Origin of the sequence: Streptomyces sp. 796.1 (genome assembly GCF_047525675.1) — a bacterium.
Lineage (GTDB): Bacteria > Actinomycetota > Actinomycetes > Streptomycetales > Streptomycetaceae > Streptomyces.
Genome location: NZ_JBLIWA010000022.1, coordinates 62,842 through 89,819 on the forward strand (window position 1 = coordinate 62,842; position 26,978 = coordinate 89,819).

The 26,978-nt window shown below is 74.9% G+C and carries 18 protein-coding genes and 1 pseudogene; 5 read left to right on the forward strand and 14 right to left on the reverse strand.

The genetic code is table 11. From position 1 onward, the window contains the following. Positions 1 to 5: 5 nt before the first annotated feature. From ACMA1D_RS16805 to pssA, 3 genes are all read left to right on the forward strand, one after another. A complete protein-coding gene (locus ACMA1D_RS16805) occupies positions 6 to 1,220 on the forward strand; it encodes an acyl-CoA dehydrogenase family protein (RefSeq protein WP_414724787.1) in 1,215 nt (404 codons plus the stop codon). 170 nt (positions 1,221 to 1,390) lie between these two features. Then, on the forward strand, positions 1,391 to 2,038 hold the full coding sequence (locus tag ACMA1D_RS16810) for a phosphatidylserine decarboxylase (RefSeq protein ID WP_414724788.1): 648 nt from the start codon (positions 1,391 to 1,393) through the stop codon (positions 2,036 to 2,038). Then, positions 2,025 to 2,882 carry a CDP-diacylglycerol--serine O-phosphatidyltransferase gene (gene pssA, locus ACMA1D_RS16815; protein ID WP_349992416.1) on the forward strand — a complete coding sequence of 286 codons (858 nt, stop codon included), beginning with the start codon at positions 2,025 to 2,027 and terminating at the stop codon, positions 2,880 to 2,882. The genes ACMA1D_RS16810 and pssA overlap by 14 nt, the downstream gene beginning before the upstream one ends. Before the next feature lie 216 nt (positions 2,883 to 3,098). Here pssA and ACMA1D_RS16820 read toward each other — a convergent pair whose 3' ends face one another. After that, on the reverse strand, positions 3,099 to 4,505 hold the full coding sequence (locus ACMA1D_RS16820) for a glycerate kinase (protein WP_414724789.1): 1,407 nt from the start codon (positions 4,503 to 4,505) through the stop codon (positions 3,099 to 3,101). Between the two features lie 177 nt (positions 4,506 to 4,682). Here ACMA1D_RS16820 and ACMA1D_RS16825 point away from each other — a divergent pair, with 177 nt between their 5' ends. Next, a complete protein-coding gene (locus ACMA1D_RS16825; protein ID WP_414724790.1) occupies positions 4,683 to 6,413 on the forward strand; it encodes a BCCT family transporter in 1,731 nt (576 codons plus the stop codon). A gap of 45 nt (positions 6,414 to 6,458) precedes the next feature. On the opposite strand, the gene ACMA1D_RS16830 is transcribed toward ACMA1D_RS16825, so the two are convergent. Next, on the reverse strand, positions 6,459 to 7,946 hold the full coding sequence (locus tag ACMA1D_RS16830; protein ID WP_414724791.1) for an MFS transporter: 1,488 nt from the start codon (positions 7,944 to 7,946) through the stop codon (positions 6,459 to 6,461). Between the two features lie 146 nt (positions 7,947 to 8,092). After that, positions 8,093 to 8,722: pseudogene (locus tag ACMA1D_RS16835) on the reverse strand (ArsR/SmtB family transcription factor); the annotation flags it as partial. Between the two features lie 257 nt (positions 8,723 to 8,979). On the opposite strand from ACMA1D_RS16835, the gene ACMA1D_RS16840 reads away from it, so the two are divergent. Next, positions 8,980 to 10,191 (forward strand): LLM class flavin-dependent oxidoreductase, encoded by a 1,212-nt coding sequence (locus tag ACMA1D_RS16840; RefSeq protein WP_414724792.1) that lies wholly within the window; start codon positions 8,980 to 8,982, stop codon positions 10,189 to 10,191. A 185-nt stretch (positions 10,192 to 10,376) separates the two neighbouring features. Here ACMA1D_RS16840 and ACMA1D_RS16845 read toward each other — a convergent pair whose 3' ends face one another. The 11 genes from ACMA1D_RS16845 to ggt all read right to left on the reverse strand — a co-directional run bounded on the left by ACMA1D_RS16845 (position 10,377) and on the right by ggt (position 26,773). After that, on the reverse strand, positions 10,377 to 10,925 hold the full coding sequence (locus ACMA1D_RS16845; protein WP_414724793.1) for a methylated-DNA--[protein]-cysteine S-methyltransferase: 549 nt from the start codon (positions 10,923 to 10,925) through the stop codon (positions 10,377 to 10,379). Between the two features lie 198 nt (positions 10,926 to 11,123). Continuing rightward, positions 11,124 to 12,596, reverse strand: a complete 1,473-nt coding sequence (locus tag ACMA1D_RS16850) for an AlkA N-terminal domain-containing protein (RefSeq protein ID WP_414724794.1) — start codon at positions 12,594 to 12,596, stop codon at positions 11,124 to 11,126. A 259-nt stretch (positions 12,597 to 12,855) separates the two neighbouring features. Continuing rightward, positions 12,856 to 14,274 carry a phytoene desaturase family protein gene (locus ACMA1D_RS16855; protein WP_414724826.1) on the reverse strand — a complete coding sequence of 473 codons (1,419 nt, stop codon included), beginning with the start codon at positions 14,272 to 14,274 and terminating at the stop codon, positions 12,856 to 12,858. Between the two features lie 78 nt (positions 14,275 to 14,352). After that, positions 14,353 to 15,192, reverse strand: coding sequence for an inositol monophosphatase family protein (locus ACMA1D_RS16860; protein ID WP_414724795.1), 840 nt, complete (start codon positions 15,190 to 15,192; stop codon positions 14,353 to 14,355). A 102-nt stretch (positions 15,193 to 15,294) separates the two neighbouring features. Then, positions 15,295 to 17,115 carry a gamma-glutamyltransferase family protein gene (locus ACMA1D_RS16865; protein ID WP_414724796.1) on the reverse strand — a complete coding sequence of 607 codons (1,821 nt, stop codon included), beginning with the start codon at positions 17,113 to 17,115 and terminating at the stop codon, positions 15,295 to 15,297. A gap of 212 nt (positions 17,116 to 17,327) precedes the next feature. Then, positions 17,328 to 18,518: a sulfite oxidase gene (locus ACMA1D_RS16870; protein WP_414724797.1), complete on the reverse strand. Its 1,191-nt coding sequence runs from the start codon at positions 18,516 to 18,518 to the stop codon at positions 17,328 to 17,330. A 504-nt stretch (positions 18,519 to 19,022) separates the two neighbouring features. After that, positions 19,023 to 20,039 carry a TIGR03842 family LLM class F420-dependent oxidoreductase gene (locus tag ACMA1D_RS16875; protein ID WP_414724827.1) on the reverse strand — a complete coding sequence of 339 codons (1,017 nt, stop codon included), beginning with the start codon at positions 20,037 to 20,039 and terminating at the stop codon, positions 19,023 to 19,025. 168 nt (positions 20,040 to 20,207) lie between these two features. After that, positions 20,208 to 21,617: a dihydropyrimidinase gene (hydA, locus tag ACMA1D_RS16880; protein ID WP_414724798.1), complete on the reverse strand. Its 1,410-nt coding sequence runs from the start codon at positions 21,615 to 21,617 to the stop codon at positions 20,208 to 20,210. Between the two features lie 156 nt (positions 21,618 to 21,773). Next, positions 21,774 to 22,616 carry a nitrilase-related carbon-nitrogen hydrolase gene (locus tag ACMA1D_RS16885; protein WP_414724799.1) on the reverse strand — a complete coding sequence of 281 codons (843 nt, stop codon included), beginning with the start codon at positions 22,614 to 22,616 and terminating at the stop codon, positions 21,774 to 21,776. 145 nt (positions 22,617 to 22,761) lie between these two features. Continuing rightward, the gene (locus tag ACMA1D_RS16890) at positions 22,762 to 24,522 is read right to left on the reverse strand and encodes a hypothetical protein (RefSeq protein WP_414724800.1); all 1,761 of its coding nucleotides are present in this window, start codon (positions 24,520 to 24,522) and stop codon (positions 22,762 to 22,764) included. 277 nt (positions 24,523 to 24,799) lie between these two features. Continuing rightward, the gene (gene ggt / locus ACMA1D_RS16895) at positions 24,800 to 26,773 is read right to left on the reverse strand and encodes a gamma-glutamyltransferase (RefSeq protein ID WP_414724801.1); all 1,974 of its coding nucleotides are present in this window, start codon (positions 26,771 to 26,773) and stop codon (positions 24,800 to 24,802) included. Positions 26,774 to 26,978 lie beyond the last annotated feature (205 nt).

Consider the following 26,978-nt stretch of genomic DNA (forward strand, 5'->3'; position numbering starts at 1 on the left):
CAGCGATGAGCCGACTCGCCCAGACCGATGGCCTCACCGAAATCCAGCGCGAAATACTCGCCACCGTAAGAGACTTTGTCGACAAGGAGATCCTCCCGGTCGCCACCGAGTTGGAGCACCGAGACGAATATCCGAGCCAGATCGTCGAGGGGTTGAAGGAACTCGGCGTCTTCGGGCTGATGATTCCCGAGGAATACGGCGGACTCGGCGAGTCGCTGCTCACCTACGCACTGTGCGTGGAGGAGATCGCCCGCGGTTGGATGAGCGTCTCGGGCATCATCAATACGCACTTCATCGTGGCGTACATGCTGGGGCAACACGGCACCGACGAACAGAAGGCCCACTTCCTGCCGCGGATGGCCGCGGGCGAGGTCCGCGGCGCGTTCTCGATGTCCGAGCCGGCCCTCGGATCCGATGTGTCATCCATCACATCCAAGGGCGTACGGGACGGTGACGACTTCCTCCTCACCGGCCAGAAGATGTGGCTCACCAATGGCGGGACCTCATCACTGGTGGCGGTACTGTGCCGGACCGACGAGGGATTGCCGCCGGCCGAGGCCGCGGCCAAGCCGCACCGCTCGATGACGACGTTCCTGGTCGAGAAGGAGCCCGGATTCGGCGAGGTACGCCCCGGCCTGACCATCCCCGGCAAGATCGAGAAGATGGGCTACAAGGGCGTCGACACCACCGAATTGATCATGGACGGGCTGCGCGTCCCGGCCGATCGGGTGCTCGGCGGCCGTACGGGACGCGGCTTCTACCAGATGATGGACGGAGTCGAGGTCGGACGCGTCAATGTCGCCGCCCGCGGCTGCGGCGTCGCGCAGCGCGCCTTTGAGCTGGGCGTTTCCTACGCCCAGCAGCGCCATACGTTCGGCAAGCCGATCGCCCAGCACCAGGCGATCCAGTTCAAACTGGCAGAAATGGGAACCAAGGTCGAGGCCGCCCATGCGATGATGGTCAATGCGGCCCGCAAGAAGGACACCGGGCAGCGCAACGACCTCGAAGCGGGCATGGCCAAGTACCTGGCCTCCGAGTACTGCAAAGAGGTCGTGGAGGACGCCTTCCGCATCCACGGCGGTTACGGCTTCTCCAAGGAATACGAAATCGAGCGCCTCTACCGCGAGGCGCCCATGCTCCTCATCGGCGAGGGCACCGCTGAGATCCAGAAAATGATCATCGGGCGCCGCCTCTTGGAGGAGTACCGCTTCCAGGGGTGATTGTCCGGTTCAGGGTGGTTTTTTCGAGAACTACATCACAGCCCGTCACTGCTCTTCAGCCACCGACTGGCCCTGGCGCTTGCCCAGTTGCCGCCCGCAACCGATACCATCCCGGAAAAGCCGCCGTCCCCTTTTTCGCTAAGCGGCACCCTCCGCTACGAAGGTCATCCATGCCCCACAGCTCTTCCACTGCACGTCGCGCACGCGTACGCCTAGCGCGCGGAGCGTCGCCGTGGCTCCTGCCAACCGTCGCCACGGCGGCTGTGAGCCTGGCCCGCTCCCGTCGCTCGGGGCGCTGGGCTGCCGCCGCCGTGCCCGCCACCGCGCTCGCGGCGGGCATGCTGTGGTTCTTCCGTGACCCCGAGCGCGAGATCGCGCAGGGCCGGGTCATCTCCCCCGCCGACGGCGTGGTGCAGAGCATCATGCCGTGGAAGGACGGACGGACCCGGGTCGCGATCTTCATGAGCCCGCTGAACGTCCACGTCAACCGCGCGCCGCTGGCGGGCACGGTGACCTCGGTCGAGCACATCCCCGGCGGGTTCGTCCCGGCGTTCAACAAGGAGAGCGAGAACAACGAGCGCGTTGTCTGGCACTTCGACACCGAGCTCGGGGACATCGAGATGGTCCAGATCGCCGGGGCCGTCGCCCGTCGCATCGTGCCGTACGTGCCGCAGGGCACCAAGGTCGAGCAGGGTGAGCGGATCGGTCTGATCCGCTTCGGCTCGCGGGTCGACATCTACCTCCCGGAAGGTGTCGAGACCGCGGTCGAGGTCGGCGAGACCACCACCGCGGGGGTGACTCGCCTTGACCGTAGTTGATCCGGAAACCCAGACCGCCTGGGTTCCCGAGGCCGAGGAAGGCGCGGACGACGCGGACGACATGCCGCTGTCAACGCGGCTGTCGATAGCGGACACGCTCACGCTCGGCAACGCCACCTGCGGCTTCATGGCCGTGTACTTCACCACCACCGGCGTCCTCATCCCGCACCTGACGGGGAACGAGGACGGCGGCATGGCCCGGCACAGCGCGGCCACCGCGGTCATGCTGATGCTGCTGGCCTCGGTCTTCGACCTCTTCGACGGGCTCGTGGCGCGCAAGCTGCGCAGCTCGGCGATGGGTGCGGAGCTGGACAACCTCTCCGACCTGATCAGCTTCGGGCTCGCCCCGGCGTACTTCGTCGTGGTGTGGGGCATGGTCGCCGACGACGCGTACCAGCGGGTGTCGGCGGTGGCCGCGATCGTGGTCCTGCTCGCCGTCGTGCTCAGACTCGCACGGTTCTCGTGCACCACGCTGCGCGACGGCGTCTTCCAGGGCATGCCGAGCCCCTTCGGGGCGCTGACCGTGATCTCCGTGGTCCTGCTTGAGCTCCCGTTCTTCCCGACGCTGCTGGCCATCGTGGGCGTGGCCTGGCTGATGGTGAGCCGCGTGGAGTACCCGAAGCCGCGCGGGCTGCTCGCACTGGCCATGCTCGGCTGGATCATGCTGAGCATGGGCCTGCTGGCCGCCTGGGCCTTCGAGGCGCCCGGCGGGGAGCTGCTGCTCCAGACCGGCTGTGCGCTCCAGGTGGTGCTCGGGGCGGTGATCCCGCTGTTCGCGACGGCACGGCGGGTCAACACGTTCCGCGACAACCGCCGCGAGGCCCGGGCCACGCAGCTCCCGTAGTCCGCAGCGCTCCCGTACGTCACCGAAGGGCCCGAGCCATGTGCTCGGGCCCTTCGGCGTGTCTGCGGGGCGGCGGGCTGGCGTGGCGCTGGCTGGCCCGGGTGGGGTGGGCTGTGGCGTACGGGGCGTACCGCGGGGCTGTGGCGTACGGGCCACGGGCGTACGGGCTCCTTCCGCGGGGCGGGGCCACCGGCGAGGAGCGCGCGGCGGGTGGGGTCAGGTCAGGTAGTCCGCCGCGATGTGTGCGGCCAGGCGTTCGACGAGGGGGCCGGCGGCGGCCAGGGAGCGGGCCTGGTCGGGTTCGATGGTGCTCAGGGCGTACGCGCGCTCCAAGCCGGCGCCGGCCAGGTCGGCAGCGGAAAGCGCCAGCCGCCCGCACACGGCCACCACCGGCACGCCGTGCGCCCGGGCCGCCGCCGCCACCCCGGCGGGCGCCTTGCCGTGCAGGGTCTGCGCGTCGAGCGACCCCTCGCCGGTGATCACGAGATCGGCCCGGTCCAGCGCCGAAGCGAAGCCCAGCACGTCGAGCAGTACCGCGATGCCGGGCCGGAACCTGGCGCCGAGCCCGACCAGCGCCCCGTACCCGACGCCGCCCGCGGCCCCCGCCCCCGGCGCCCGGGCGTACGTGCCGGCGCTCGGGCCGGCCACGTGCTCCCATACCTGTGCGTAGTGGCAGAGCGCCGCGTCCAGCGTCGCCACCTCGGCCGGTCCCGCGCCCTTCTGCGGGCCGTAGACGGCGGCGGCGCCGTGCGGGCCGGTGAGCGGGTTGTCCACGTCGCTGGCGAGGGTGACGGCCGTGGTCGCCAGCCGGGCGTCGAGTCCGGTGAGGTCGATGGTGGCGAGGTCGCGCAGGGCGCCGCCGCCGGGGCCGATGGGGCGGCCCGCCGCGTCCAGGAAGCGGGCCCCGAGCGCACTGAGCATGCCGGCGCCGCCGTCGGTGCTGGCGCTGCCGCCGACGCCGAGGACGATGCTGGTGGCGCCGGCGTCCAGCGCGGCGCGCAGCAGTTGCCCGGTGCCGTGGCTGGTCGCGGCGAGCGGCGCCCGCTGCGCGGCGGGCAGCAGGCCGAGTCCCGAGGCCGCGGCCATCTCCACCACGGCCTCGCTCCCCCGCAGGGCGTACGCGGCGTCCACGGGCGCGCCGAGCGGCCCGGTCACCCGCTGGTTCCGGCGCTCGAACCCGGCGGCGAGTGCGGCGTCCACGGTGCCCTCGCCGCCGTCGGCGACCGGCAGTGCGGTCACCCGTACCCCGGGCGCCGCCGCGCGCAGCCCGGCCGTCAGGTGCTCGGCGACCTGCACGGCCGTCAGCGAGCCCTTGAACTTGTCCGCGGCGATCAGCACGCGGGGGGACCGGCCGGAGGTGGCGCCGGGGGTGTCGGGCGGGGCGGCGGAGGGGAGAGCGGGGGTTTCGGCGGGGCGGGGCGCGGGCCCGTACCCGGGGCCGCGCGTGGGCCCGTCCGCGGTGGCAGCGACGGGGGCCGCTGCGGGACCGCTGTCGGACGGGGCGGCGGTCAGTCCAGCGGCCGGTCCTGCGGCCGGTGCGCCCGCCGGAGCGGCAGTCGGCACCGAGGGTGACTTGTCGACATTGTCGACTCCCGGGCGCGGCTCGCGCGTGCCCTCCGTCATCGTGGGTCCCCTCTCCGCACCGGCCGCCTCCCGCGCCCGTGGGCGCGCCGCCGCGACCCTATCCGCCGGGGTCGCGCGGCGTGCTCGCCGTGGTCGCGCGCCGCCGGTGGGCGGAGTCGTCGGACAACGGCGCGCCACAGGAGCATCTCGCCCTTTATCGCACCATAGTGGGGCGCCATGAGTACCCCGCCGACTCAGTCGACCGAACTGCCACCCGATCCGGACGAGGGCCAGGGCGCCCACCACGACCCGCCACCCGACCACCTCGTCGTCGGGATCGGGGTGGTGGCGGTGTTGGCCGCCGTCGCGTGGGCCGCGTTCGCCAAGGACAACTTCGCGGACACCTCGGACACCGCCCTGAACTGGGTGCTCACCAACTTCGGCTGGCTGTTCGTGGTCGCAGCCGACGTGTTCCTGGGGCTGTGCCTGTTCATCGCGTTGAGCCGGTTCGGCCGGATCCGGCTGGGCCGTGACGAGGACGAACCGGAGTTCGGCAACCTCGCCTGGATCGCCATGATGTTCAGCGCCGGCATGGGCATCGGCCTGATGTTCTACGGTGTCGGCGAACCGTTGCTGCACTACACGGACCCGCCACCGGCCAGCGGTGAGCGGCCGGGCACGGGCGCCGCGGCGCGGACGGCGATGGAGTACTCGTTCTTCCACTGGACATTCACGCCGTGGGCCATCTACGGCATGGCCGGGCTCGCGCTGGCGTACGCGGTGTTCCGCAAGGGCCGCGGCAACCGGCTGAGCTCCGCGTTCGTACCGCTCCTCGGCGAGCGGCGGGCCGACGGGTGGCAGGGCAAGGCGATCGACCTGCTGGCCGTCTTCGCGACCGTCTTCGGCACCGCGACCAGCCTGGGCCTCGGCGCGCTCCAGGTGGCCGAGGGGCTCAACCTCACCACCGGGCTCGACAACACCAAGACGGTGCAGTTGGTGATCATCGGCTCGCTCTCGGCGGCGTTCGTGGGCTCGGCGTTCTCCGGGCTACACAAGGGCGTCAAGTGGCTGAGCACGCTGAACATCGTGCTGGCCGCGCTGATGATGCTGTTCGTCTTCGTGGTCGGGCCCACGGTGTACGTGCTGGACAGCATTCCGGCGAGCGTCGGCGGCTACCTCAACGACCTGCTGCCGATGGCCTCGCGGACGGGGGCCTTCACCGACCGGAGCTGGCTCGGTGCCTGGACCATCTTCTACTGGGCGTGGTGGCTGTCGTGGGCGCCGTTCGTCGGGACCTTCATCGCCCGCATCTCGCGCGGGCGCAGCATCCGCGAGTTCCTGATCGGGGTGCTCCTGGTGCCCAGCGGCGCGACGATGATCTGGTTCTGCGTGATGGGCGGCAGCGCCATCCGGCTGGACACCAGCGGCACGGCCGATCTGACGGAGGCGGTCAAGGACGGGGCGGAGGCGTCGCTGTTCGAGATGCTGGACGCGCTGCCGCTGGGCACCGTGACCGCCTGGCTGGCGATGGCGCTGGTCATGACGTACTTCGTCACCAGCGCCGACTCGGCCTCACTGGTGATGGGCTCGCTGACCAGCCGGGGCTCCCTGCACCCGCGTACCTGGCTGGTCGTCGCCTGGGGCATCTTGATGGCCGCGGTGGCCGCCGTACTGCTGGTCGCCGGTGGGCTGGAGGCGTTGAAGACCGCGACGATCCTGGTCGCGCTGCCCTTCGTGCTGGTGATGCTGGCGCTGTGCTGGGCGCTGCTGCGGGAGTTGCGCAGCGACCCGGGCGCCGGGCCGCCGCGCCACCACGCGATGCACGGACTGCGGGACGCGGTGCGGGCCATGATCGGCGAGGCGCTGACCGAGCAGACCAGGACCCGCCACCCCCGGCTGCGGCGCGCGGCCTCACGGGTCGCCGACCGCGAGGAACAGGGCCCCGATGGCCCCGGCGGCTCCGGCTGATGCTCGGGAAGGGGGTACGCGCCGGGACGACGTCAGGGGGCTGCGTCAGAGCAGTGCCCGCGGGGCGTCCGGGGCGGTGTCGGCCGCGGGGTTCTCGGGCTCGCCGGGCTCGGGGCCACCGCGTTCAGGGCCGCCCTGCCCGGGGCCACCACGCTCGGGGCCACCGTGTCCGGGGTCGTCCCGCTCCGGACCGCCGGGCTCGGGGTCGTCGCGGCCGGGGTCGTCAGTGCCGGGGGCAGGTGCCCGGCCCGCGGCCTTGGCCGCCGCACGGCGCTCGTCCATCGCGCGCCACTCCGGGCGCAGCGCCGGCAGGCTGGTGGTGAGGAAGTACGTGATGCCGGCGGTCAGCAGGGCGGGCAGCAGGCCGACCGAGGCCACCGCCGCGCCCGCGGCCAGCCCGCCGAGGGGGATGCCGGCCCAGGCCAGTGAGGTGGACAGGGCACGGACCCGGCCGAGCATGGGGCGCGGCACCCGTTCGTAGAAGACCGCCCCCAGCACCGGGTTGACGAAGCCCGCGCCGAAGCCGGCGAGTGCGAAGACGGGCAGGACGAGCAGGAGTGGCCCATCGGACGCCAGGGCGAAGAACCGGGGTGCCCCGCCGAGCAGGAAGCCGACGAAGAAGACGACCCGGCGGCTGAGCCGGCTCGCGGCCAGCGCGGCGAGCAGGCTGCCGAGCACCGCCGCCACCCCCTGCACGCTGCCCACCAGGCCGATCACCGAAGGCCCGTGGCCGGACTCCTTGGCCCAGACGGGCAGCAGGACCATGCTGAACGCCGCGTCGAGGAAGTTGGTGATGCCGACCATGACGCAGACGGTGAGCAGCAGCGGATCACTCTTGAGGAAGGTGAAGCCGGCGCCGAAGCTGCGCCAGTAGCCGGGTTCCGCCTCGGCGGCGTCGGCCGGGGCGGGCTCGGGGGCCCGGCCCATGCCGCGCGGCAGCAGCAGGGCGATGATCAGCGAGCCCATCGCGAAGCAGCCGGCGTTGACGGCGAGCGCGGGGAGCGGGCCGATCAGCGCCACCAGGCCGCCGCCGACGGCCGGGCCGACGGTGGAGGCGAGCCGCTCCGTCACGCCGGCGAACCCGGTGGCCCGCTCCATCGGCACCGCGGCGCGCTCGGCTGCCTCCGGGACCATCACTTCCTTGGCCAGGTCGCCGGGGCCGCGCGCGGCGCCGATCAGGGCGACCAGGACGAGCAGTAGCGGCAGCGACAGCGCGTCGAAGACGTGGCACAGCGGGACGGCGGCAGCCGCGCTGGCGCTGACCAGGTCGGTGGTCCAGGACACGGCGCGCGGGCCTATTCGGTCGACCAGCGGCCCGGCGAACGCCTTGACCAGGACGTACGGCGTCATCTCGCAGAAGGCGACCAGGCCGGTCTGGGTGGCGCTGCCCGTGGTGACGAGGACGAACCAGGGGAGCGCGACGACCGAGACCCGGGTGCCGGTCAGCGATACGGCGATGGCCGCGAGCACGCCGATCAGCGGGCGCAGCGAACGGCGGCCGGGCAGGTCGGTCGCTGGCAGGGCGGTGCTCATGACGGTGTTGGCCCCTTCGTTCCCGGCTGCTGGGCGGGTGCGTTGTCGGCGGGTCGGGCTGCGTTCTCGTTGGCGGGTCCGTCGGCGCGATCGTTGGCGGGCCGCGCGGGCTCCGGTCGTACGGATTCCGGTCGTACGGGCTCCTGCGGCGCGGGGTGCGCGGCTGCGGGGGTGTCGGGTTCGGGCAGTACCTGGGTGATCAGGCTGACCCGTTCGGCGCCCGCGGGGGCGTCCGCCGCCGCCTCCGGGGTGTCCTGCCGGTACCGGGCCACCACCTCGGCCAACTCCCGGCGCAGGGCCACCGCCTCGGCCGGCGTCAGCCGCAGGATCCAATCGCTCATGTCGAAGGTGCCCCGCCACGCCTCGGGCAGGGTCGGCAACTCGTTCAGCGCCTGCTGCGTACGGAGGGTGTAGGCGGCGCCGACGGACTGGAGGTAGCCGAACGCGGCCTCTGGCTCGCTACGGGTCAGGTCGGGATCGCTGAGCCGGGTCGTCCGGTGCACCGAGCGCCACCAGCGTTCGCGCGCGTTGCCGCGCTCGGCGTCCTCCTCGACGAAGCCGGCCGCGCCGAGCTGGCGCAGGTGGTAGCTGGCCGTCCCGGAGTTGACGCCCAGCCGCTCCGCGAGCCGGGTCGCCGTGGACGGGCCGTACTTCCGCAGCAGCCCGACCAACTGCACCCGCACCGGATGCGCCAGGGCGCGCAGCCCCTTGGCGTCCAGGACCGCCACTTCCTCGTCATGGCCGGGGCCGTCGGGCCGCCGCTCCGCATCGCTCATGGCGCCACCGTAGACCGCAAAGAGTTCTTCGCAAAGGCTTTTTTGCAAAGAGTGCTTTGCGAAGAATCCTCCGGGGTTGCTGTGGCTTGTGGCGGTGCGCACCCGCGCGGGCCTCGGCCTCGGAGCGCCCGCTCCCTTCCGGCGGGGCGCGCGTGCACCCGGCGCCCCGGCGCCTGCTTCCGTCGCGACCACCCGCCGGACGCCCCGCCACCGGCGGAATTGACCTCAAGTGGCCTTGAAGTTGCACCGTTTACGGCATGACGCATGCACTCCCCCGGCTGGCGATCGGCGCGGTGCTGCCGTCGCGCTCCGTCCAGCACGCGCAGCGGCTCGATCTCGCCACCGCCGCCCGGCACGCCGAGAACGTGGGGCTCGACCTCGTCGCGTACGGCGGTCCCGGCGCCGACCCGGCGCGGCCATCCGACCGCCATCGCGCCCGGGCCGGCACGGCGGGCACCCCGCCCCGTACGGTCACGGCGGACCCGACGGCACCGGCACACGCCGGACCGGGCGTGGCGGACGCGCTGGCCCCGGTGGTCACGGCCACGGCGCGGCTGCGGATCTGCGCCGGGCTCGGCGCGAGCGCGCTCCGCTCGCTGGGCCGCACCGCCCGGCACGTCGCCGACCTGCGCACCGCGGCGGGCGACCGCCTCGTACTCGGCGTCGGTGTCGGTGTCGATGTCGGCGTCGGCGTCGGCGTCGGCGTCGGCGTCGGCAGGGACAGTGCGGCAGCGCGCGGTACGGCCGTGGACGGCGCGGCTTCGGACGGCACCGGTGCGGGCGACTGCGGTTCAGGTGCGGGGGACGGCAGGGCGGATGGCTGGGGTGCGGGTGGCTGGGGTGCGGGTGGCTGGGGTGCGGGTGGTTGCGGCGGCGGGCCCGGTGGGGCGCGGCGGACGGCCGATGAGCCGTGGGGCGTCCGCGCGGACACCGCGTTGGCGCTGCTGCCGCGGCTGTTGGCCGGGGAGCGGGTGCCACTGCCGGACGAGGTGGGTCCGCCGGAACCCGCGCCGCCCGCCGGGGTGCCGTGGCCCCAGGTCTGGGTGGGCGGCGGCTCGCCGGCAGCGCTGCGGCGCGTCATCCGGTACGCCGACGGCTGGTTCCCCGCCCACCTCACGCCGGACCAGGTGGCCGACGGCGTGGTGCGGCTCGCCGAGCGGGCGGTGTGGCGCGGCCGGCCAGCGCCGACGGTCGCGGTGGCGCTGTACGGAGCGCTGGGCCGGTCGGGCTCACCCGACCTGCGCACGGCCGCGGCCCGGGCCACCGCACTGGAGGGCGGCGGCCCGGCGTCCGGCGACCCGCTGGCCGCCCGGCCGGCGACGGTACTGGCCGGCGGCGTACGGCAGACGGCGGAGCGGCTGCACGCGTACTGGGGCGCGGGGGCCGGGCACGCGGTTCTCGCGTTCGCCGACGGCGACTGGCGGGCCCAGGTTGACCTGCTGGCTGAGGTGCGGGCGCTGCTGGACTGACGGGGTGGGTGGGCTGCCGCTAGGGGGGCGGGGTGGCGGTGCGGGCGGCCGGCGGTGCGGGGCGCGCCGCCCCGTGCCACCGCCGCCTACCGGGCCACCGCGCACCGCCTCCCCCCCTGTCACCGCCCCACCCGCCGGCCACCCGCCGCACCCGCGCCCGCTCGCACCCCCGCGGGTCGGTCGCGTCAGAAGAGCTGGTCCTGGGCTGGTCCGGCGGCCGGCTCCGCGTCGAAGGCGCCGTCCGTGCAGGTGATCAAGCCGCGTTCGAAGTCCAGCAGTTGGCGCTTGCGGGCCAGCCCGCCGCCGTACCCGGTCAGGCTGCCGGAAGCGCCGATGACCCGGTGGCAGGGGACGATGATGCTGACCGGGTTCTTGCCGTTGGCCAGGCCCACCGCGCGGGCCGCGCTCGGCTGACCGATGGCGTCGGCCAACTGCCCGTACGAGATGGTCTCGCCGTACGGAATGGCCTGGAGCTCCTCCCAAACGCGGCGCTGGAAGGGGGTGCCGTGCAGGTTCAGGGCCAGGCCGTCGAAGGTGTCGCGGTCGCCGTCGAAGTACTCGGCCAACTGCTCGACCGCCGCGCCGAACGGGGCGTCATCGGGCTCGCCGAAGCTCTCCTGCGGCGGCCGGTGGCGCTGGTCGGTCATGTAGAGACCGGAGAGCAGCCCATCGGTGGCCACCAGGGTCAGCGGGCCGCAGGGGCTGTCGATCAGGGTGTGGACGCGGTCGGGCACGGCGGGGAGTTCTCCTCGGGAGGGTCGGGCGGGAACGGGTGCTGCGGCGGGCGGACCGCGCGGCGGTGGGCCGGGGCGGCGCCGGGTGGCGGGGTCGGGGGCGGAACGGGGCTCGGGTGGGACGGTACCGGCGGTGGGCCGCCCGGCCGGCAGGGCGGGTGAACGCCAGGGGCGGGGCGCCAGGCGCGCGGGCCCCGGTCAACCGGTCGGCAGCAGGTTGATCGGGTGGTCGTCGGTCGCCCACAGGTACTGCACCGCGTACGCCCGCCAGGGGCGCCAGCGCGCACTGTGCCGCACCAGGGCGCCGGGCGTGGCCGGCAGTCCGAGGGCGGCGGCGGCCCGGCGGACGCCGAGGTCGGTGGGGAGGAAGGCGTCCGGGTCGCCGAGGGCGCGCATCGCCACCACCTCCACGGTCCACGGCCCGATGCCGGGCAGTGCGGCGAGCCTGGCACGGGCCCGCTCCCAGTCGCTGCCGACGCCGAGTGCGACGTCCCCGTCCGCGAGCGCGCCGATCAGCGCGGCGAGGGTGGCCCGCCGGGTCCGCGGCATGGCCAGCGCCTGCGGGTCGTGGCCGGCGAGCGCCGTGGTGCTGGGGAAGAGGTGGGTGAGCCCGCCGGCGGGGTCGTCGACCGGTTCGCCGTGCGCGCTGACCAGCCGCCCGGCGTGGGTGCGGGCGGCGGCCGTGGAGACCTGCTGGCCGAGGACGGCGCGCACGGCGAACTCGTCGGCGTCCACCGTGCGCGGCACCCGGCGCCCGGGCGCCTTGTCCACCAGCGGGGCGAGTTGCGGATCGGTGCGCAGCAGGTCGTCGATGGCGACCGGGTCCGCGTCCAGGTCGAGCATCCGGCGGCAGCGGCTGATCGCGCCCGCCAGGTCGCGCTGGTCCGTGAGCGAGAGGTGGCAGCAGATGTGGTCGGGCATCGGGCGCAGGCTGACGATGCCGTGCCCGTACGGCAGCCGCAGGGTGCGCCGGTACGCGCCGTCGCGCCACTCCTCGACGCCGGGCACGGCGGTGGCCGCCAGGTGCCCGAACAGGTTGTCCGGGCACAGCGGGGCGCGGAACGGCAGCCGCAGGCAGAGCACGCCGGGGGTGCCGGGGCGCTGCCCGGCGCGGGTGCGTCCGCGCAGTTCGGTCGGTGACAGCGCAAAGACCTCACGGACGGTCTCGTTGAAGGTGCGGATGCTCGCGAAGCCCGCGGCGAAGGCCACCTCTGCCATCGGCAGTTCGCTGGTCTCGATCAACAGCCGGGCGGTCTGCGCGCGTTGGGCCCTGGCCAGGGCCAGCGGGCCGGCGCCGAGCTCGGCCAGCAGTTGCCGCTCGACCTGCCGGGTGCTGTAGCCGAGCCGGGCGGCGAGCCCCGGCACGCCCTCCCGGTCCACCACGCCGTCCGCGATCAGCCGCATGGCGCGGGCCACCAGGTCGGCCCGCTCGTTCCACTGCGGGGAGCCGGGGCTGGCGTCCGGACGGCAGCGCTTGCAGGCGCGGAACCCGGCCTGCTGCGCGGCGGCGGCACTCGGGTAGAACGTCATGTTCTCGACCTTGGGCGCCACCACGGGGCAGCTCGGACGGCAGTAGATGCGGGTGGTCAGGACGGCGGTGAAGAACCACCCGTCGAACCTGGCGTCCTTGGACTGCACCGCCCGCACGCACCGGTCGAAGTCAGTGTGCATGGCTTCAGCATCGCCGCTCACCGGCCCCGCTGGCTCGCGGAAATCCGACATGGCCCTTCGGGGTGGGCGGGCGCCTGCGGCATCGATGTGTCGACAGGAGTGAGGGCGCGGCGTACCGTACACGCACCGCGCCGCGACCCGCGCACGCACCGCGCCGCGACCCGCGCACGCGCCGAGCCCGATCAGCGCACGCGCCGCGCCCGGCCCGCGCCGCGCCCGGGCGCTTCCCGCGCTCCCTCGCCGCCGCAGTGTCCGACGGCTACCGCCGCCGGTCCCCCGCGCGCAGCCGGCGCCACACCGCACGGGCCGCGTGGTGGCCCGACATGCCGTGGACGCCGGGCCCCGGCGGGGTGGCCGACGAGCACAGGAAGATCGCGGGGTGGGCGGTGGCGTAGGGGACCCGGGCCAGCTTGGGGCGCAGGACGGTCTGCATCCCGGCGAAGGCGCCGCAGCCGATGTCGCCGCCGACGTAGTTGGCGTTGCGGGCGGCCAGTTCGGGCGGGCCGGCCACCGCACGGGCCAGCACCAGGTCGCGGAAGCCGGGCGCGAAGCGCTCCAATTGGCGTTCGACGGCCTCGGTGGCGTCGCCGCGCCAGCCGCTGGGGACGTGTGCGTACGCCCAGAAGGTGTGTTTGCCGGCCGGTGCGCGGGTCGGGTCGATCAGGCTGGGCTGGGTGGTGATGAGGAACGGCACGTCCGGGTCGCGGCCGGCGACCGCGGCGTGCAGGGCGGCGTCGACCTCGCCGTAGGTGGCGCCGACGTGCACGGTGCCGGCGCGCCTGGCGGCGCCCGCGGTCCACGGCACGGGCCCGTCGAGCGCGTAGTCCAGCTTGAAGACGGCGGGCCCGTACCGGAAGTCGCGGTAGGCGTTGCCGAGCCCGGCGATGCGGGCCAGTGCGGTGGGCGAGGTGTCGAAGACGTAGGCGCGGGCCGGCGGGAGCTCGTCCAGGCGGCGCACCTCGTAGTGGGTGTGCACCTCGCCGCCGAGTTCGCGCAGGTACGCCACGAGGGCGTCCGAGATGGCCTGTGAGCCGCCGCGGGCCACCGGCCAGCCGACGGCGTGCGCGGCCAGCGCGAACATCAGGGCCAGGCCACCGGTGCCCGGGCCGCTGAGCGGGGCGATGGCGTGCGCGGCGAGCCCGGCCAGCAGGCCGCGTGCCTTCTCGCCGTCGAAGCGGCGGGCGAGCAGTGCGGCCGGTTGCAGGGCGAGCGTGCCGAACCGCACCCAGCCGGCCGGGTCGCGGGGCAGCCCGAGCCAGGGGGTGCGCAGGAAGTCGGCGGCGATCGTCTCCCAGCGGCTGACGAACGGGGTGACCAGCCGGCGGTAGGTGCCGGCGTCCCCGGGGCCGAGGGACATGGCGGTCTCGCCGGGCGAGCGGGCGAGCACCGCGGCCGTGCCGTCCGGGAACGGGTGGGCCATCGGCAGTGCGGCGTGCAGCCAGCGCAGCCCGTACCGCTCCAGTGGCATCGCGTTGAAGGCGGGCGAGCCGGCGCCTAGCGGATGGGCGGCCGAGCACGGGTCGTGCCGGAAGCCGGGCAGCGTCAGCTCTTCGGTGCGGGCGCCGCCGCCCGGCCGCTCGCGCGCCTCGAACACCTCGACCGTGTGGCCGCGGCGGGCCAGCTCCACGGCGGCGGTCAGGCCGTTGGGACCGGCCCCCACCACCACCGCGTCGAGCATGGACGGCACATCGGCCTCCTCGCCTGTGAGGTCGCCACTGCGGCTGGCTGGGCGTGTGCTGGGTTCGTCTCGGCTGACCTAGCCGACGGCGGTCAGCAGGCTCAGGATATGCGCTGCCGTCGCCTCGTCACGCGCCGCGGTGAACGGCAGGGCGTTGCCACCTGCGAGGCGGAACGGTTCACCAGCGACGGTGCCCGACGCGCCGCCCGCCTCGGCGACCAGGAGCAGCCCGGCCGCGTGGTCCCAGGGGTTCTCCCAGGAGAAGGCGACGGCGTCCAGCAGGCCGCGGGCCACGTTCAGGTACTCCAGGCCGGCGGAGCCGCACGGGCGCGGCGCCACGCCGTCGGTCAGCAGCCCGGCCAGGGCACGCTTCTCCACGGCGGTGGTGAAGTCGTAGTGCGAGATGGCCACCTCGATGACCTGGTCGGCCGGGTGCGGGCCGGGGCGCAGCGGCTGGCCGTCGAGGGTGGCGCCGCCGCCCCTGCGGGCCACCGCCATCAGGTCGAGCGCGGGCGCGAACGTCCAGGAGGCGAGGAGTTCGCCGCGGTGCGCGAGGGCGACCAGGGTGGCGAAGCCGGGGTCGCCGTGGACGAACTGCCGGGTGCCGTCCACCGGGTCTACGATCCACACCGGCGCGTCACCCGTCAGTGCGCCGAGGATGCCGGCGTCGGCGTGCACCGCCTCCTCGCCGACCACCACCGAGCCGGGCAGCAGCTCCGTCAGGACGGCGGTGAGCTGCTCCTCGGCGAGCCGGTCGGCGACCGTGACGAGGTCGTGCGGGCCGTTCTTCTGCACGATCTCGTGCTGCGCGAGCTGCCGGAACCGCGGCATGATCTCCGTGGCAGCCGCCTTCCGCACGGCCTCGTCCACTGCGGCTTCGAGCCGCGCCCATTCCCCCGGGTCCATTGCTTCGATCATGCGTCCATCGAACCACGAAGCCCCACCCGAACGGCGTCGCGCACCTGGATGCGGGGTGAACTCCGGGCAAACCAGACCATAGGGGAGGTCACGGGTGGCGGCTCAGCGGCCGACCGCGTACCCCTGGGCGCCGCGCGGGTTGGCCGCGGCCGACAGCAGTCCGCTCGCCTGGTCCCTGGCGACCGCGCTCAGTCGCCCCTCCGACCAGGGGCCGCCGAGGGTGAGGCGGTGCCCCCTGCGGCGCAGCCCGTCGATCACCGCGGGGTCGAACCGCTCCTCGACGGTCACGCCGCCCGGCTCCATGGTGCGCGGGAAGAAGGAGCCGGGGAAGCCGTCCTGGTGCCAGTTGGGGGCGTCGATGGCGCCCTGGAGGTCGAGGGCGCCGCGCACCGTCGGGCGCAGGGCCGCGGCGAGGAAGAAGTGCAGTTGCCACTGGTCCTGTTGGTCGCCGCCGGGGGTGCCGAAGGCGAGGACCGGCTCGCCGTCGCGCAGCGCCAGCGAGGGCGAGAGGGTGGTACGGGGCCGGCGGCCCGGGGTGAGCGTGTTCGGCAGGTCGGGGTCGAGCCACGTCATCTGGAGCCTGGTGCCGAGCGGGAAGCCGAGTTCGGGCACGACGGGGCTGGACTGGAGCCAGCCGCCGCTGGGCGTCGCGGAGATCATGTTGCCCCAGCGGTCCACGACGGCCAGGTGGCAGGTGTCGCCGCGGGTGCCGCCGTCGGCGGCCACGGTCGGCTCGCCGACGCCGGCCGCGGCGCTGGTGAGCGGCCCGACGGCGGGCCGGCCGCCGCGGGCGACGGCGCGGGCGTGCGCGGCCAACTGCGGGATGCGGCCCGCGGGGCGGCCGGGGCGCAGTTCGTACGAGGCGGTGGGGGCGATCAGCGCGCGCCTGGCCGTGTTGTAGTCGGCGTCCAGCAGGTCGGCCAGCGGCACCGTGCCGGGCCCGTGCGCGTCCCCGTACCAGGCCTCCCGGTCGGCGAAGGCGAGCTTGCTGCCCTCGATGAGGGTGTGTACGTAGTCCGGGGTGCCGTAGTCGGCCGGTGTCAGGTCCGGCGGCAGCAGGGCCAGTTGCTGGAGCAGGGCGGGGCCCTGGGACCAGGGGCCGGGCTTGCAGACGGTCCAGCCCTGCCAGTCGTGCCGGGCCGGCTCCTCGTAGCTGGCCTCGTAGCCGGCGAGGTCGTCGCCGGTGAGCGGGCCCGCGTGGCGCTCGCCCGAGGTGTCGAGCGCCGGGCGGGCGGCGGAGGCGACCAGCGCTTCGGCGATGAAGCCGGTGCGCCAGACGCGGCGGGCGGCGTCGATGCGGGCCTCGCGGTCGCCGCCGGCGGCGTCCGCCTCGGCCAGCAGCCGCCGCCAGGTGGCGGCCAGCGGCCGGTTGGTGAAGCGGGTGCCGGGGGCCGGGGCCCGGCCGCCGGGCAGGTAGACCTCGGCCGACGTCGTCCACTCGCTCTCGAACAGGGCCCGCACCCGCTCGACGGTCGCGGTCAGCCGCTCCACCGGCGGGTGGCCGTGCTCCGCGTAGCCGATGGCGTAGCGCAACACCTCGGCCAGCGGCTTGGTGCCGTGGTCGCGCAGCAGCAGGAGCCAGGCGTCGAAGGCGCCGGGCACCGCGGCGGCCAGCGGGCCGGTGCCGGGTACGAGGTCCAGGCCGAGGGCGCGGTAGCCGGCGGCGCTGGCCCCGGCCGGCGCGGGTCCCTGGCCGCACAGCACCCGCACCGGGCCGCCGGCCGGGGCGATCAGGATCGGCACCTCGCCGGCCGGGCCGTTCAGGTGCGGCTCGACCACGTGCAGCACGAACGCGGCGGCCACCGCCGCGTCGTAGGCGTTCCCGCCGTCCTCCAGGACGGCCATCGCCGACTGGGAAGCGAGCCAGTGCGTGGACGCGGCCATGCCGAAGGTGCCCTGCAAGGTGGGCCGGGTGGTGAACACGGGCGCGGACTCCTCGGGCCGGGGGCGGTCTGCACGGCGGGCGCGCGCTGGCGCGTACGCCGGTGCTGCTGCGGTGAGGGTACGCAGCGGCGGGCCGGGTGGGGAGGGCGCCTGTCCGCCACGGGGCGGCGGACAGGCGCCGGGCGGCAGCAGCCGGGGCAGCGGAAGGGCGCCGTCCCGGTGCGCCCGCGGGCCCCCGGGGTGCGGCCCCGTCAGCCGATCGTGACCGGTACCCGGACCACCGCGTCGAACAGGTACCCCTGGGTGTTGTGCGGGGTGCGCTCGGGTTGGGTGGTGCCGGCCGCGTCGGTGGCGCGCGCCAGGAGTTCGGCCGACCCGGCGCGGCCCGGCTGCCAGGGGACCGACCAGCGCACCCAACTCCCGCGCCGCGCCGGGCCCTTGAGGTGGGCCGGGCGCCAGTGCGCTCCCCCGTCGGTGCTCACCTCGACCCGCACCACCGGGGCCCGCCCGGACCAGGAGCGGCCGGTGAGGTGCTGGTGGCGGCGGGGCGCGAAGGTGGCTCCGGGGTCCAGGTCGAACGCGGACTTGATGGTCTGCCGGGTGAGCGGGGCGCTGCCCTCCGGCGGCTGGCCCGGCCCGAACAGCCGGTAGTAGTCGGTGTTCCAGGGCGAGTGCAGCGGCCGGTCGCCGACCTCGATGTCGCCGAGCCACTTGATGGAGGCGATCCCTATCCAGGACGGCACGACCAGCCGGGCCGGGAAGCCGTGGTCGGGCGGGAGCGGCGCACCGTTCATCTCGTACGCCACGATCACGTCGTCCAGCGCCTTGGCCACCGGCAGCGGGCGGCGCACCCGGCCGAGGTTGGCCCCGCCGGTCACGTAGTCGCCGTCCAGGCCGCGCGGCAGGACGTCGACGGCGTGGCTGCCGATGCCGGCCCGGCGCAGCACGTCGGCCAGCCGGGCGCCGCGCCAGCGGGCCACGCCGATGGCGCCGAGCGTCCAGGCGGTGCCGGAGACGGTCTCGCCCTGTTGGGAGGTGAAGTAGCTGCGCCCGTTGCCCGCGCACTCGATGGCCACGTCGCGGCTGACCGCGGGCAGCGCGCGCAGGTCGGCCAGGGTGAAGCGGACGGGCCCGCCCCGTAGGCCGCTGCCCCAGACGGTCAGGCCCCAGGTGTCCGGGTCGATGCGCGGGGTGCTGGTGTGGTTGCGGACGAAGAAGCGGTCGGTCGGGGTGTGGAAGCCGGTGTCGCGGAAGGCGGAGAGCCGGGTCTCGGCGTTGGTGCCGCGGATCGTGAACAGTTCGGGCGGCAGGGGTTTGACGATGCCGCTGGTCGGATCGGCCGCCGTAGCAGCCGAGGCCCGGGCGAGCGGGAGGGTGAGCGCTCCGGTGGCCACCGGAGCGGCGGCGAGCAGCTTGAGCAGGGAACGACGGGCAGGAGTCATCGCGGAACACCTCGGGAAAGGGCGCGGGAGAGCGCAGGGGCCAAGGGGGGATCACCGGGGCGCACGAGCGGCGCGGCGGCGCGGGGCAGGCGTCAGCGACAACAACAACAGGGGCGCGGCACAGAGCGCGCGGTGTCAGCCATGCGGGCCATCTTAGGAGGCACCGCCCGCGCCGGCGGCTCCCCGGGCACGATCGGGTTCGCGGCGATGGCCGTGGACGCGCTCCCGGTCACCCTTCGACCGGGCGGCTGGGGAACGGGGTTGGCGACTGCGAGGGGCCCGGCCCGTACGCGACCGGGGATGCGTGCGGAGCGCGTACGGGGCCCTGCCCGGAGGTGGGCGCGTGCCGGGCCGTGCTCGGGCGGCGACCCGTGTGCGGACCGTACTGAGGGAGCGCGGCCCGAGGGGACGCGGGAGCCGAAAGGTCGGGAACCGAGGGGTGGGGAGAGGTCGCGGGGCGACGGGGCAGCGGGCAGGAGGGCCAGCCGTGCTGGGGGCGGGGCGTTACCGGGCGGCCAGTGCGGGGATGACCTCGCTGCCGTAGCCGTCGATGATCTCCTCGCGCGCGTCGTGCATGGCGTACAGCGCGAACTGGTTGACGCCCAGGTCCCGCAGGGTCGCCAACTTGGCGAGGTGGGCGGCCGGCGGGCCCAGTACGCAGAACCGGTCGACGACCTCGTCGGGCACGAACTCCGTGTCGGGGTTGCCGGCGCGGCCGTGGTGCGCGTAGTCGTAGCCCTCGCGGCTCTTGATGTAGCTGGTCAGCTCGGCGGGGACGACGCTGGACTCCGTGCCGTAGCGGCTGACCAGGTCGGCCACGTGGTTGCCGACCATGCCGCCGAACCAGCGGCACTGTTCCCTGGCGTGCGCGAGCGCCTGGGGCGTGTCGTCGCACAGGTAGGCCGGCGCGGCCACGCAGATCGTCAGCTCGTCCGGGTCGCGGCCGGCCTCGGCCGCGGCGGCGCGGACCGCCGTGACCATCCATTCCGTCAGCAACGGGTCGGCAAGTTGCAGGATGAACCCGTCGGCCTTCTGCCCGGCCAGCGCCAGCGCCTTCGGCCCGTAGCCGGCCATCCACACCGGCAGCCGCCCGCCTCGCACCCACGGCAGCCGCACGGTGGCGCCGTCCACCACCGCCTCCCGGCCCTCGGCGAGGTCCCGCAGGGCGTCGATGCAGGTGGCGAGGGTGGTCAGGCCGCAGGGGCGGCGGCCGGCGACGCGCATCGCCGAGTCGCCGCGGCCGATGCCGCACACCGTCCGGTTGCCGTACATCTCGTTGAGGGTGGCGAACGTGGAGGCCGTCACCTCCCAGGTGCGGGTGCCGGGGTTGGTCACCATCGGTCCGACGATGAGCCGTTCGGTGTGTTCGAGCACCCGGCTGTAGATGACGAACGGCTCCTGCCACAGCACGGCGGAGTCGAACGTCCAGCCGTAGCGGAAGCCGTTGCGCTCGGCGCGCTGCATCAGGCCGACGGTCTGCGCGGCGGGCGGATCGGTCTGGAGGACGATGCCGAAGTCCACGGTGGTCTCCAAGGGGGCGGTACGAGGTACGCGGCGCGAGGTACGCAGTACGCAGCGGCGGGCCTGGATGGCGGGAAGTCAGGGGGTCGGGAGGGTCGGGGTGTCGGGCGGTCGGGCGGGGCGTGCCGGGGCCGGCCGCGGGCCCGGTGGGGCGCGCGGCCGGCCACTTCACCGCAGGTACTGGCACGTGCCGCGGGGCACGTAGCGGCCGTGGCCGATGCGGCCGGTGAAGGCGTGCCGGTCGATGACGGCCTCGCCGCGCGAGAACACGGTCTCGGCCCGGCCGGTGAGCTCGCGCCCCTCGTACGCCGAGTAGTCCACGCGCATGTGGTGGGTGGCGGCCGACAGCACCTGGCTCGCCCCCGGGTCGTAGATGACCAGGTCGGCGTCGGAGCCGGGGGCGATGGTGCCCTTGCGCGGGTAGAGGCCGAACATCCGGGCCGGCGTCGCGCAGGCGATGTCGATCCAGCGGCGCCGGGAGATGTGCCCGTCGACCACGCCCTGGTGCAGCAGGTCCATCCGGTGCTCCACCCCCGGCAACCCGTTGGGGATCTTGGAGAAGTCGCCGCGGCCCAACTCCTTCTGCCCGGTGAAGCAGAACGGGCAGTGGTCGGTCGAGACCACCTGGAGGTCGTCGGTGCGCAGGCCGCGCCAGAGCGCCGCCTGGTGCTCCCTGGGCCGCAGCGGCGTCGAGCACACGTACTTGGCGCCTTCGAACCCCGGCTCGGCGAGGTTGTCGGTGGACAGGAAGAGGTACTGCGGGCAGGTCTCGCCGAACACGGGCAGGCCGTCGTCCCTGGCCCGGGCCAACTCCGCGAGCGCCTCGGCGGCCGAGACGTGCACCACGTACAGCGGGCAGTCGGCGACCCGGGCGAGCGCGATCGCCCGGTGCGTCGCCTCGGCCTCAAGCAGCGCCCTGCGCACCTCGCCGTGGTGGCGCGGATCGGTGCGGCCGGCGGCGAGCGCCTGCTCGACCAGGACGTCGATGGCCGGGCCGTTCTCGGCGTGCATCATGATCAGCCCGCCGTTGCCCGCGCCGCGCTGCATGGCGCGGAGTATCTGGCCGTCGTCGCTGTAGAACACGCCGGGGTAGGCCATGAACAGCTTGAACGAGGTGACGCCCTCGGCCACCAGCAGGTCCATCTCCCGCAGCGAACCCTCGTTGACGTCGGAGACGATCATGTGGAAGGCGTAGTCGACGGCGCAGTTGCCCTGGGCCTTGGCGTGCCAGGCGTCCAGGCCGTCGCGCAGCGCGTACCCCTTGGGCTGGACGGCGAAGTCGATCAGCGTGGTGGTGCCGCCCCAGGCGGCTGCGCTGGTGCCGGTGGCGAAGGTGTCGCTGGAGAACGTGCCGCCGAACGGGAACTCCAGGTGCGTGTGCGCGTCGACGCCGCCCGGGATGACGTACTTGCCGCGTGCGTCCCACTCCCGGGCCGCGGTCCAACCCGCCGCGTACGCGCTGTCCGGTGCGGCGACGGCGGCGATCCGGCCGTCCTCGATCAGCACGTCGGCGGGCATCTCGTCGGCCGCGGTGACGACGAGCCCACCCCGGATGACGGTCCGACTGGCCTCACTCATGCGCCGTGGCTCCCTTCCCGACCGGGGTGGCTGGACCGACCGGACCGGCCGGGGTGGACGGAACCGATCGGGGGGCCGGACCGATCGGGGCGGCCAGCTCCCCGAGCCGTACGCGCACGGGGCTCGCCGCCCCGGCAGCTCGGCCGGCACCCGTCGTCACGGGCGCACCAACCCCGCGTAGGCGTCGGGTCGGCGGTCCCGATAGAAGGCCCACTCCTGGCGCACCTGCTCGATCAGGTCGAAGTCCAGGTCGCGGACGAGCAGTTCCTCCGCCCGGTCGCTGGCCACCTCGCCGACGGTCTGCCCGCGCGGGTCCACGAAGTAGGAGGTGCCGTAGAAGTCGTCGTCTCCGTACTCCTCGACGCCCACCCGGTTGATGGCGGCGACGAAGTACGCGTTGGCGACGGCGGCGGCCGGCTGTTCGAGTTGCCACAGGTGGCTGGAGAGTCCGCGGGCGGTGGCGGAGGGGTTGTAGACGAGTTGCGCGCCGCCGAGGCCGAGTTCCCGCCAGCCCTCGGGGAAGTGCCGGTCGTAGCAGATGGTCACGCCCACCTTGCCGACCGCGGTGTCGAAGACCGGCCAGCCGGTGTTGCCCGGCTTGAAGTAGTACTTCTCCCAGAAGCCGGGGAGTTGCGGGATGTGGTGCTTGCGGTACTTGCCGAGGTAGCTGCCGTCCGCGTCGATGACGGCGGCGGTGTTGTAGTAGACCCCCGGCTGCTCGACCTCGAAGACCGGGGCGACGATCACCAGCCCCGTCTCCCGGGCGAGTTCCCGCATCCGGGTGACCGTCGGCCCGTCCGGCACCGGCTCCGCCCAGCGGTAGTGCGCGGAGTCCTGCACCTGGCAGAAGTACGGGGCGTTGAAGACCTCTTGGAAGCCGATCACCCGGGCGCCCTGCGCGGCGGCGTTACGGGCGTGTTCCACATGCCCCGCGATCATCGAATCGGTGTCGCCCGTCCAGGTCGCCTGCACCAGCGCAGCACGTACAACAGTGGCCATGAGCTGCTCCTTCGTCGCCGTCAACCAGCAGTGAGCCAGCGCTCCACACGCGTAGATCACGTGAGGATGCGACCGTAAGGCCCGTCACGGACGGTGGCAAGACCATCTGCGGCGAGCGACGAAGTCGATCACATTCCAGGGCCTGTCAGGTGATGTCGGGGACGCCCGGGACGCCCGCGATGCGCAGTGCGTGCACGGTGTCCCGGTAGTGGTGGGCGGAGATGCCACGGGCCGCTTCGAGCAGCGGCGGCAGCAGCGCGCCGTGGCCGTCGGCGACCACCTGCGCGCTCTCGCTGCTGCTGCGGGCGCGGACCAGGGCGGCGAGCAGGGCGACCGTCAGTGGGCGGTCGCCGGCCGCGTCGAGCGCGATGGCCGCGGCCGACACCTCGGCCACCGGGCGGGCCACGCCCTGCCGGAGCAACAGGGCGCACTCCCGGTGCCGGCCGGCGGCGTCGAGCCCGGCGACGGCCGCGGCGAAGTCGGCCGGCGGCAGCGAACCCACCTCCCACAGCAGCGTCGCCACGTCCGCGCCGAGCCCCTCCCGCTCCAGCGCCACCACGAGCAACGGCAGTCGGCGCGCCGGCCACCGGGCGCTCTCACACAGCACGGCGTGCGCCTCACCGCTGCGCCGGGCGCCCCGCAACCAGGCGATCCGCGCCGCAACCTCCGCCGCGGCCCGCGTGTGGGGTGGGGTCGGCGGGTCTTCCTGGCCGAGCGGATCGGGCGGGGCGGGGGGCTCGAACGGGTCTGCCGGGTCGGGCGCACCGCGTGGGAACGGCGCGGCGCGGTCGGTCGGCCCGGTTGCCCCCACCGGCCCGCCTGCCCCGTCCCGCTCGCCCGGCCCGGCCCGCTCGCCCGGCGCATCCGGCAGGGCCGGCGCCGAAGAGGTAAGTTCCCCTTCCCGTACGGGAATTGGGAGTACGGGGCGCCACGGGGCCCCGGCGGGCGGCGGGCTCGCGGGGCCGGTGGGGGCGCCAGGGTCGGTCGCGAACGCAGGGTCCGACGGGTCTGCGGGAGCGGGAGCGAACGGCCCGGCGGAGCCGGCGGGCCCGGCCCAGGGGGACGGCGCGGCGGGACGTGCCGGGCCGTCACCGACCGGGCGGGCGGGACCGGGGGGCGCGGGCGGCCCAGATGGTGCGAACGGCCCAGACGACGCGGGCGCCCACTCCTCCCCCGGTGGCGGGGCGGTCGGGGCCGTCGCCGATGGCGGTACGCCGCCCCGCGCCGGGTCCGGCACGGGCTCCGGGGCCAGCCCCGGCGCGGGCTGTGGGGCGGGCCCAGGCCCGAACCGTGGTCCGGGCTCCGGCACCAGCTTCGACGCCGGCTCCGGCACGGAATGCGGCGCGGGCTCCGGCACGGAATGCGGCACGGAATGCGATGCCGGCTCCGGCGCGGGCTTCGGGCGCAGCCGGGCGCGGAGTTCGGCGCAGCGGGCCCGCGCGCGTTCGCAGTCGTCCTGGGCCCAGGCGAGGTCGGCGGCGTACCGGGCGGCTGCGGCCTCGCCCCGCGCGCTCCGTTCGGCCCGGGCGGCGGCGAGCAGTTCGTGCTGGCGGCGCTGGGCGCGGGCACCCTCGGTGATCATCGCGGCGAGCCGTTCCTCAAGCACGGCCCGGCTGCCGGGGCGGGCGTCGAAGGCGGCGGTCGCGGCCCGGTACAACCACGCGGCCCGCTCCCGCGCGAGGGTGGCGGAGGCCGGGTCGCGCATCGTCGCCAGATCGTGCAGCAGCGCCTCGACCACGTCCCAGGGCGGTATTTCGCGACCGTCCAGGCAGTCGATCAGGCCCTGCGGATCGCGCTCGGCGAAGACCTCGTACCAACCGGCGCGCGTGTCCAGTTCCCCGGTCAGCGCGCGCAGGAACCGGGCCAGTTCGGCCACGGCGGGCAGGTCCGTATCAATGGGACGCATCAACCTCCCCTTCCGTCGCGCCGCCCCGGTCCCGTACCAGGAATATCAGGAGCACCGGGAGGGCCAGGAGCACGGGGCCAGCGGCCCCGAACCTCCGGCCCCGGACCCGGGCCGGCCCGAGCCATCACGCTCGCCGGGACGCCCACGGCCAGCGCGACCCAGCGCCCCGCACGCCCGCCCCCGCCACCCGCCCCGACCAGCCGCCGGCGGCACGGGGCCACCGCGGCCGGTCGAGGACGCCGCCGGACCATGGCCGGTCGGCGGCTGACCGCAGGGGTCAGGAGCGGCCGGGCGGCGTGCCGTGCGGGTGCACGACCTGGGCCGAGCCGCCGCCGCGGCGCGTGGTCTCGGCCGCGGCCAGCCAGCGGCCGTCGGGCAGCCGCTGCACTCCGGTGGTGGCGCCGATCTCCGGGTTCTTGGCGAACTTGTGCCCGAGGGCTTCGAGCTCGGTGCGCAGCGGGCTGTCCCACAGGCCGGGTTCGAGGTCGGTGGCCACCGTGTTGCGCTGGCTGGCGCGCGGCGCGGCGATGGCGTCGACCAGCGGCAGGCCGCGATCGAGGTGGTTGAGCAGGGTCTGCAACACCGTGGTGATGATGGTGGAGCCGCCGGGCGAGCCGAGCGCGAGCACCGGGCGCCCGTCGTCCAGGACGATCGTCGGCGACATCGAGGACCGCGGGCGCTTGCCCGGCCCCGGCAGGTTCGGGTCGTGCACGCCCGGGGTGATCGGCGTGAAGGAGAAGTCGGTCAACTCGTTGTTGAGCAGGAACCCGCGCCCCGGCACCGCGATGCCGCTGCCGCCGGTCTGCTCGATGGTCAGCGTGTACGCGACGACGTTGCCCCACTTGTCGGCCACCGTCAGGTGCGTGGTGTCCCGGCCCTCGTACGGGGTGGGCGAGGCGGTGCCCGAGGTGGCGCAGGGCTTCGGGTCGCGCGGGTCGCCCGGGGCGAGCGGGCTGGTCAGCGCCTTGTCCGGGGAGAACAGGCAGGCCCGCGCGTCGGCGAACTCCTGCCGCAGCAGCGGCCGGGTCGGCACGTCCTCGAACGCCGGGTCGCCCACCCAACGGCCCCGGTCGGCGAAGGCGATCCGGCTCACCTCGATGTAGCGGTGCAGGAAGTCCCGGTCGCTGAGGGCCCGCGCGCCGGTCCGCCCGTCGCCGAGCGCGTCGCTCTCCAGGATGTTCAGCGCCTCGCCGACCGTGGTACCGCCCGACGAGGACGGCGCCATGCCGTACAGGTCGAGGCCCTGGTAGTGCGAGCGGCTCGGGGCCTGCTGGCGCGGGGCGTACGCGCGCAGGTCGGCCCGGGTCAGGTCGCCGGGCCGCACGGTGCGGTCCGCGTCCGGGGCGACCGGGGGCTTGCGCACGGTGCGGACGATGTCGCGGCCGATGTCGCCGCGGTAGATGGCGTCCACGCCCTCCCTGGCCAGCACGCCGTAGGTGCGGGCCAGGTCGGGGTTGGTGAGGGTGCTGCCGACCACGGGCAGCTTGCCGCCGGGCAGGAAGAGCTTCGCGCTGGCCGGGAAGTCGGCGAACCGCTCGGCGTTGTCCGCGGTCTGACTGCGGAACGTCTGGTCGACGGTGAAGCCGTCCCGAGCCAGCCGCTGGGCCGGCCGCAACACCTGGGCCAGGGACTTGGTGCCCCAGCGGTCCAGGGCCGAGTCCCAGGTGGCCGCGGTGCCGGGGGTGCCGACGCCGAGCCCGCTGGTGACCGCGTCCTGGAACGGGATCGGCTTCCCGTCCTCCAGGAAGAGGTCGCTGCCGGCGCTGCGCGGGGCGGTCTCGCGGCCGTCGATGGTGGACACCCGCTGCCGCTTGGCGTCGTAGTAGACGAAGTACCCGCCGCCGCCCACGCCCGCCGAGTACGGCTCGGTGACGCCGAGGGCTGCGGCCGTGGCGACCGCGGCGTCCACCGCGTTGCCGCCGCGGCGCAACACCTCGATGCCGGCGGCCGAGGCGTCGGCGTCGACGCTGGAGACCGCGCCGCCGTAACCGACCGCGACCGGCGTCTTGGCCGGGGCGTGCGCCCCGCCGGGGCCGTGGCCGGCGGCCGGTCCGGCCTCCGTCGCGGGCCGTGCCGCCGTGGCGCCGTCCGCCGCGGCGGGGACCGCGCCGAGCGTGGCGAGCAGCGCGACGGTCGCGGTGGCCGTGCCCAGTCGGCGGGCGCGGGCACCGGCCCGCACGCGCACCGCGGCCGGTGGCGGCAGCCCCGGAGCGGACGTGGTCGAGCGGAGCGGCGCTACGGGGCGGACCATTCTGACCTCCAGGCCGGAAGCGGGCGGCAGCGGCCGGAGCCTACTCGGGCCCGGGTGCCAAGGACAGGGCCCCGCCGGGCCGGGTCGGCCGCCGTCGCCCGGCCGGCCCCGCCCGACGCCGACCGGTGCGGCGCGCCCCGTGCCCGGTCCGCGGGGTGTGACCAGCGCCCCAGCACGGCTGCCGGGCGCCCGGGCCGACGGAACC